This is a genomic window from Cohnella thailandensis (assembly GCF_014212135.1).
GTDB lineage: Bacteria > Bacillota > Bacilli > Paenibacillales > Paenibacillaceae > Cohnella > Cohnella thailandensis.
Window position 1 is genome coordinate 1 of record NZ_JACJVQ010000036.1, and the last position, 3,351, is coordinate 3,351.

The following is a 3,351-nucleotide window of genomic DNA, read 5'->3' on the forward strand; positions in this document are numbered from 1 at the left end:
CGGCTTGGCGTCGCCGCCGCTGGCTTCGTTATTGTTGTTGCCGCCGCAGCCCGCGAGCAGGGACATGGACAGCACGGCCGTCAATCCCAATGCCATTATCTTTTTCACTTTCCGTTTCCTCCTTCGGAGTCTCTTTCGGTGTGTTCGTTTGTCCCCCGAGAGCTCCTAAGAGAGCTAAGCAAGATGGAAAACTTCGGGCAAAAATCGGATCGGCTCGGCCTCCCCCAGATCGAACGATCCCTCCACCATCTTCGAGGTAATCGCGTTCCAGCGTCTGCACGCTTCGCTCCGATTTAAATAATCGAAGGCAGCATCGACATCGTCGCATTCGAAGCAATAAAAAAACTGGCTGCCGTTGCGAAAGATCGAGTAATTGCGGATGCCCGCTCTTGCATGCTCCTCCAGGATCTCGGGCCAGGGCTTCTCGTGCAGCATCACGTATTCCTCGACATATTGTTCCTTCACATTCCATGTCCAGGCGAATCTCGCGCTTCCCATTCCCTATTCTCCTCTCTATTAAAGCTTAATCAACGCCCCGGCTGTAATGAATTCCCGTGGCAGCTATAGAACGACCGTTGGCAGCCCCATCAGATCGCCGACTTTACGGAACAGCGAGGCGTTATGTCCTATCGACATCGCGCAATGATGGGTAGGCGCTTCATCGAACCAGCGAGTCAGGTATTCGTCCGGATGCGCTTTGAATTTGACCGGCGTCTGCGTATTGCCGATGCGCATGATCGGGCCGTCGGTCGACTCCGCCTCGCTCACGATCAACTTCAATCTGCCGTCGCCGGTCTGCGTCACGTTAAGCGTAGTGATCGGTCCCGTCTTGACCTTAGCCTCGACAGATACGCCGGTTCCTTGTTTGCCATGGTAAAGCCCCATGCCGCGCAAAATCGGTTTACCCTCTGCAATCTTCAGGTGGAACGGGCCGTCGTGGCCTAGAAGAATCGTGCCGTCGACGTAATCGGTAGCCACGATCTCCGAGAAACTCCCGCCGGTCCCCAGAATATCGCATATCTTCATTGCGATCGCCGTCTTGAGGTCGCCTTCGCCCGAACAAGGAATCCCCCTGGCGGTGAGCAGCGAATGTCCAACGATAAACCCGGACTGCAATCGCTCGTATTCTCCGCCCGGCGCGCCGTGGTAGTAGTAAGACAACCCGTCCAGACCGTATTCCCTCACCAGCTTCTCCTGCGCGGCGGCTACCTTGCATGACCATTCCATCTGTTCCTCCGTTGGCTTACGCGCGATCGGATCGCTCGGAGAGTCGCCGCTGATCTCGAACATGGAGAGCGTCTCCTCGCGTTTGGCCGCCACATCGGCTGGCGTTACCGTCTGCAGCAAGCGGTCGAGGTCGCACATCTCGAGCACTTCTACGTGTACGCCGGTCTGCGCTTGAATCATCGTGAAGTCGCTGTACATATCGAGCATGCCGCTATACGTATTGCCCAGGAATCCGATTCGGCTATGACGGAGCGCGCGCGGCACCCCGGCCGCTCTCGCCCACTCCTCGATCTCGCGCCAAGCGCGGATAGCCTCCGGCCGATCGTTCGTGATCTCGTTAGTAAGCGAGATAGAGGGAGTGTAATCCAGTCCAAGCAATCCGTTCACGACCCGATAAGAAATACCGGCGCGATTGAACGCGTTGGCGAATTCCGGCACGGGACAAGCTCCGCAATGCGCAAGCCATTCCCCTGTCGTCGTCCGCTCGTAGTCGATGCGATCCGTCGGCTGCAGGTTGAGAAAGACGACGGGCGATTTACACGCTTGATGCACCGGCAGAACCGTAGAACTGGTCGAATACGTGGCCGCATGGCAAAATACAAGGTCGACATTGCGGGAGTTTAACCACTCGCCCGCTTTTCTTCCTTCTTCGGCCGTATCGACCAATCCATAATGGTAAACCTCGCCCCATTCGGATAATCGCTTCTCGATAAAAGCCGCGTATTCGATCAGCCGTTCGCGCAGGCCGGGAAACTGTTCCCAGTAAGCGCGAAGCCCGACGGCATACAGGCCGATGCGCGGCTTGGGCGGAAGCTTGATCGGGGTTGGCATGGTCATCGTTATCACCTCTATCATGGAATCAGTCTCATCGTAACCGCTTTCAATGGTTGTGTCATCGAAGGATCGCAACTTATAATCATAGTATCTTGCCTTGAGGTGACGACCATGCCTGCCTACCGTGAGAATGCCAATCACGCCTGGACGGAAGACTCCGTTCGGCTCATCCTGACGCCGTCTCCCTTCTCCCGGGAATCGTTGTATCATGCCCAGGAGATCGGCCGTTTCGTCGCGTTGCCCGGGTATTTCACGGAACGCGAGCGCTTGAGCTCCTATCTGATCGTCTATACGATTGCCGGCGGCGGCAAGCTCGTCTACGGCGGAGAGACGCACTCTCTTGGACCAGGGCAAATTTTCTTGATAGATTGCATGGAATATCAGTATTATGCTGCCTCGGACGAAGGATGGGAGATCGCTTGGGCGCACGTAAGCGGCCCCGCTCTAGGAGGTCAATACGGATTCTATGCGACTCGCGGCGGTCCCGTCCGAACGCTTGCGGCGGGAAGCCGCATCCCCGCCTTGCTGGAGGAACTGCTCGCTTATTGCGAGACGAGATGCCTTCGCAATGAACTGCTCGCTTCCGCGACGATCTCGATTCTGCTGACCGAGCTTATGCTATTGAATACGGAAGCCGACCGCGCGGATACGGCTCTCCCCGGGTTCGTCGCCGAAGCGATGCGTTACATTGAGCGTCATGCCTGCGAACGTCTGACACTCGATCGCCTGGCCGGCGAATTCGCTATGAGCAAATATCCGTTCGCCAAGGCCTTCAAGCAATACAGCGGCTTCTCGCCGGGCGAGTACATCATCAATACCCGCATCTCTAGGGCAAAGGAACTTCTGAAATATTCCGAGCACACCGTCGTAGAGATCGCAGGGATTGTCGGCATCGACAACGTCAGCCACTTCATCAATCTGTTCCGAGCCCGCGAGAAGCAGACGCCGCTTGCCTATCGAAAAACGTGGAAGAGCCCCCGCGCTTAATTTCGGAGCTGTCCTCGCGCGGTTCTACGAAGCCTAAAAAGCACGACCCTCCTCAGGCTCCAAGGAGGGTCGTGCAGCTCTATTCTTCAAATTCCATTAAGTCGTCAGTAAACCGACTTCCACTCCGCGATGTTGCTCGCGTCGAACTTGAACGGATCGCCCAGCATGACTTGCGTTCCGTCGCCGTCCGCGACGATCTCCTTCTCGCCGAGCGTGCCCGCCGTGAACTTCTCGCCTGCGGCGCCCGTAAGCTTGCCGTCGACAAGCGCTTCCGCCGCATAACCGGCCAGGTAGCCGACATCG

3 protein-coding genes and 1 pseudogene are annotated in these 3,351 nt (G+C 57.0%); 1 reads left to right on the forward strand and 3 read right to left on the reverse strand.

Features of this window, described 5'->3' with window-relative positions; genetic code table 11:
• Nucleotides 1-174 precede the first annotated feature (174 nt).
• Together H7B67_RS30585 and H7B67_RS30590 are read right to left on the reverse strand one after the other, a co-directional pair.
• Complete coding sequence (locus H7B67_RS30585) at nt 175-498, reverse strand: L-rhamnose mutarotase (protein WP_185123708.1); 324 nt, start codon at nt 496-498, stop codon at nt 175-177.
• A gap of 63 nt (nt 499-561) precedes the next feature.
• Nucleotides 562-2,064: an L-fucose/L-arabinose isomerase family protein gene (locus tag H7B67_RS30590; protein WP_185123709.1), complete on the reverse strand. Its 1,503-nt coding sequence runs from the start codon at nt 2,062-2,064 to the stop codon at nt 562-564.
• Nucleotides 2,065-2,172: 108 nt separating this feature from the next.
• Here H7B67_RS30590 and H7B67_RS30595 point away from each other — a divergent pair, with 108 nt between their 5' ends.
• Nucleotides 2,173-3,048: a helix-turn-helix domain-containing protein gene (locus tag H7B67_RS30595; RefSeq protein WP_185123710.1), complete on the forward strand. Its 876-nt coding sequence runs from the start codon at nt 2,173-2,175 to the stop codon at nt 3,046-3,048.
• 104 nt (nt 3,049-3,152) lie between these two features.
• On the opposite strand, the pseudogene H7B67_RS30600 reads toward H7B67_RS30595, so the two are convergent.
• Nucleotides 3,153-3,351 (reverse strand): annotated as a pseudogene (locus H7B67_RS30600) (rhamnose ABC transporter substrate-binding protein); the annotation flags it as partial.

Excerpts from the sequence above, each read along its gene's own strand:
- H7B67_RS30585 (WP_185123708.1), bottom strand. The coding sequence starts at position 498 with ATGGGAAGCGCGAGATTCGCCTGGACATGGAATGTGAAGGAACAATAT.
- H7B67_RS30590 (WP_185123709.1), bottom strand. The coding sequence starts at position 2,064 with ATGACCATGCCAACCCCGATCAAGCTTCCGCCCAAGCCGCGCATCGGC.
- H7B67_RS30595 (WP_185123710.1), top strand. The coding sequence starts at position 2,173 with ATGCCTGCCTACCGTGAGAATGCCAATCACGCCTGGACGGAAGACTCC.